Source organism: Mammaliicoccus sp. P-M58, from assembly GCF_022386165.1.
GTDB lineage: Bacteria > Bacillota > Bacilli > Staphylococcales > Staphylococcaceae > Mammaliicoccus > Mammaliicoccus sciuri.
The window spans coordinates 1-3,995 of the sequence record NZ_JAJNJI010000024.1 but is presented as its reverse complement, the minus strand read 5'-3'; the positions used below and the strand labels follow the sequence as shown (position 1 = coordinate 3,995).

Genomic DNA, 3,995 nt, shown 5'->3' with positions numbered 1-3,995 from the left:
TATTAGATATACCGGTTAACGAAAAATTACACTTTTCTTGTTCTAGACTTTGATTTGATAATTTCTCTTTCTCTTTTTTACTCATAAAAAAATCGACTCCTTATTTTGTTTAAGAAGTCGCTCACCCGAATATATATCTTGAAGAATAAACTTAAATCGTTTAATATCTAGATATACAAATTAATAAAACATAATTCTTACATTTTATTACGGTTTTGTCGTTCACGAAAACTTTGGTCGGTTTGGGGTGAGCGACTTCTTTTTTTATTTTATTTGTGTATTAATATAACACTAACAAAAAGCTTGGTCTATTCAGACTAAGTCTTTATTTTTTATTAAGCTCAATATTTTTTAGAATATTTATATTGCTGATAAGTGTTATAAAGTATTAACGCCTGAACTACTACTTGAGCAATTGATATTGCTAAATTAATCTTTTTCTTCTTACTCATTTTCTTCAACCCCCTTTGTTGCTTTATTCCAATTTCCTTTTTGCTTTAAAGTTTGCGTCCTTAAAAATCCTAAAAGCTGTCAGTCGGTCAGGTTAATAGCTGACGCTATCGACCGCTGACGCTTTAAGTCTAATTTAAGGACTCTTTAAAACAAAAAGTTTTCTCGGCATAAAAGCGTGGTATAATATTTGTATTGTTTAGTACTACTAATACTAGATTGTATTTATTTAAGCCTTTATCAACTATGATAAGGGCTTTTTCTATCTGCTCATACCTCTGCCATGATTCTGATTATTTTTTTGTTCTTTCTCTTGATATTCTTCAGGATGTATTTGTTTATCAAACATTTGTATTGTCTTTATCATTCGTCCATTATCTCTACTCACATCATTCATCAAATGCTGGTATTTATTTCTACCAAGAACTTGCTCTAACTTTTCAAAAATTTCTCTAATAACTTTAATGACATTAAGCGCATTATCAAGGTCTTTTTTTCGGTCTTTTATAAACTCATTTGCTCTTGATAAAGTTTCAGACAAATCCTTGTTTTGTTCTCTAAGCTTATTATTTTCGTTTTTTAGGTCATTTAGAGCTTTATCTGACTTAATATACTCATAATCATCTTTGATTAATTGTGCTGCTTCTATTTGCTTCTGAAAGGCATTAAAATCTTCTTGGCTTATTACAACATTTCCCGTTTTCTGTATTTCTTTATTAAACAAACCACCTACTTTTTCAGTTTCATGTTCATATTTGACGTTTAAAGGCTTTTTAAGCGTTTCTAATGATTTTTGATATTGTTCTATCAACTCATTGTTTTTTTGTTGTATATGGCTTAATTTTTGGCTCTCACGCTCATATTCTTGCTTATGGTATTCTGTTTTTTGCTTATATCGGCTTACCTGATCATGTTTAGCATTTGTAACTTGTCTTGATTGTCCTCGTTCCAAATCATACCCACGTTGATTAACATACTCGTTAAATCTATCTTGAAATTCAGTTAAAGCTTTTTTATTACCTATCACTTCTTTAGCGCTTAATCTTCCGTCCTGCGTTATCGGTACAATACCAAAATGCATATGTGGTGTTTTCTCGTCCATATGAACGGTCGCATAAAGCAAATTGTCTTTTCCGTACTCATTCTCTATAAATTCTTTAGAATGCTCAAAAAAAGCTCTTATTTCGTCTTGTGACTTATCTTTAAAAAATTCATTGTCTGATGTTATCAAACCATCAACATGTTTAATCGCGTCTGTTCTAATTTTTCGTTTGCCTGTATAATTCTGTTCAATTTTTTCATCAATCAAGTTATTAAAATTCTGTTTATTAGCATTTACCAAATCATAATTTAAATAAGTTTTACTATGGTCTATATCTTCATTTTCGTAATTATTATTTTCTCTTTGAACATGTTTTTGTATGCCTGTTGTATTTGTTCCTGTTTTGACTTTTGAAACTCTAATAATTGAATAAGACATATAAAAAATCACTCCTCATCAATAAGGTTAGATAGGTATTTAATACTTTAAGTCTAACATACTAGACTTATTTTGAAATAAGTCATTAAACCGTATGCTCTGCGAGGCTAAAACATGTTTTTGTGCAAGCACAAAAAATGGACTGAACAAGTCAGTCCATAAGTTCAAAACCAAATTCAAAATCAAAACACCAGCAACCAAAATAGTGGTTGTTAAATATAAAGATCAAAACTAAAACAACATATATTCAACTACTTACTTTCTTTTTCAAAATTTAAGGAATACTTGATATTGCAAATATCACAAAAGCTATTATCATAATTTATAATTCAAATAAGCATAAAGTTTTTTAATGACACTCTTAACAGGAAAAAGTTCCCAATCAACGCTATTACCATTTTTATAACTAGAAATAGCTAAACTTATTAAATTATTTTCTTCAATTGATAAATTTTCTGATAAATTTTCTATTATCATACTGCCAGCTAAATCTTTTGAATAAAACTTACCTGTTTCATAAGTTACGATCATACGACAAAGGGTTAAAATAACATTTGTTTCATCACCATAAAAATCTTTTATCAATTCTTTAGAACTTTCCTTTATAGCTTTTTGTAAATCAATAAATGGAACATCAGGAATTAAGTTATTAATATTATTTTCGCCATAAATTGATATTGAAGAAAGCTTGGCTTGATATAATAATATTGTTAAATCAATGTTGTTATTCTTTTCTGGAATAAAATAATTTAAATAATCTTCTCTAAGCCATTCCCCATAGATAAACTCTTCAATAGGTGGATAAGACCAATTTTCATTTTCATGATAATTAAGCACAGTTAATTCTATATATTTTAAACTTGTATCTTCACCAATTTCTTTAGAGATAGGCATAATTTTCGAAATTAATATTCTTTTTTCTTCTTTAGTCATATCTCTATTTATTATCACTAGAAAATCAACATCACTATCTTTTTTTAAACCCCCTTTAACATAAGAACCATATAAATAGACTCCTAATAAATCTTTTGAAAACAATCGTTTCAATTCTATTAAAACATTATCAATTTGCTTATTTGGTTCCTCCATTATTGACTCCTCTCATCTTTAAATATTATTTCCAAAATCTAAATTCACGTTGCCAAAAATCAATCTGCTTTTGCAATTGTTTTTCGTTTTCTCTTAAAGTCATTTTCATCAAATCAGTTAAATCAATTGGAGATATTTCCTTAATTAAATTTTTATATTTATTTTTAGTTCGTCTTTCTAATTTACCCCATTCTTCTTCATCATTTAACAACATAAAAACCATTGCTCTATCAGAACTGCGCTTAATGATTTTCCAATCTGGTTTCAAAATATGTAAATCATTAAAACAATCATTCCAATAATCAACCATACTACGCTTAAGTTCAATTTCTACACGCCACAAATGTTCAGACATAACTTCAACGTCTGCATTATCTTTACGCTCTTGTTTCTTGTTATAAATTCTTATAAATCTATCACTATCACGAACACCAAAATATTTTGTTTCTGGTTTACCGTCACGACCATAAAAAATTGTTTTCTTAACTGATTTATCAGTCATTGCATAGTAATCACTTAAATCATATTCAAAATCAAAAGCTAAATCTAATCTTGTAAACCCGTCATCTTCCATGTAATCGATAATATTTTTCTTCAACCAAAGCATTTCTTCATGATTAAGTTTATTTGGGTTAAATTCAACACGCATGTTACGTCTATCCCAACTATCTGCTTTTACTTTGTCATATTCAATATAAACTTTTTCTTGAAGTGCTTTAGCTTTAAACTTTGTTTGTAACATATCCCAAAGTTTTATTTTTGGCTCAACACTCATGAATTCAGAAAGTTTTTGAGCGTTATTTTTATTTAAATTCCCAACGATTGTCATACGGTCAAAACTGATTTTTGGTTCAAGGGTGTACATAGTATGTCGGTTTAACCGGCTATTAGATATACCGGTTAACGAAAAATTACACTTTTCTTGTTCTAGACTTTGATTTGATAATTTCTCTTTCTCTTTTTTACTCATAAAAAA

The 3,995-nt window shown here is 28.4% G+C and carries 3 protein-coding genes; all 3 read right to left on the bottom strand.

Annotated features, from left to right (window positions below):
• Positions 1–712: 712 nt before the first annotated feature.
• The 3 genes from mobV to LQ694_RS15300 all read right to left on the bottom strand — a co-directional run bounded on the left by mobV (position 713) and on the right by LQ694_RS15300 (position 3,989).
• The gene (mobV, locus tag LQ694_RS15310; RefSeq protein ID WP_021285908.1) at positions 713–1,930 is read right to left on the bottom strand and encodes a MobV family relaxase; all 1,218 of its coding nucleotides are present in this window, start codon (positions 1,928–1,930) and stop codon (positions 713–715) included.
• A 315-nt stretch (positions 1,931–2,245) separates the two neighbouring features.
• Complete coding sequence (locus tag LQ694_RS15305; protein ID WP_021285909.1) at positions 2,246–3,019, bottom strand: ANT(9) family aminoglycoside nucleotidyltransferase Spd; 774 nt, start codon at positions 3,017–3,019, stop codon at positions 2,246–2,248.
• 25 nt (positions 3,020–3,044) lie between these two features.
• Positions 3,045–3,989, bottom strand: coding sequence for a replication initiation factor domain-containing protein (locus tag LQ694_RS15300; RefSeq protein WP_031794979.1), 945 nt, complete (start codon positions 3,987–3,989; stop codon positions 3,045–3,047).
• Positions 3,990–3,995: the final 6 nt, after the last annotated feature.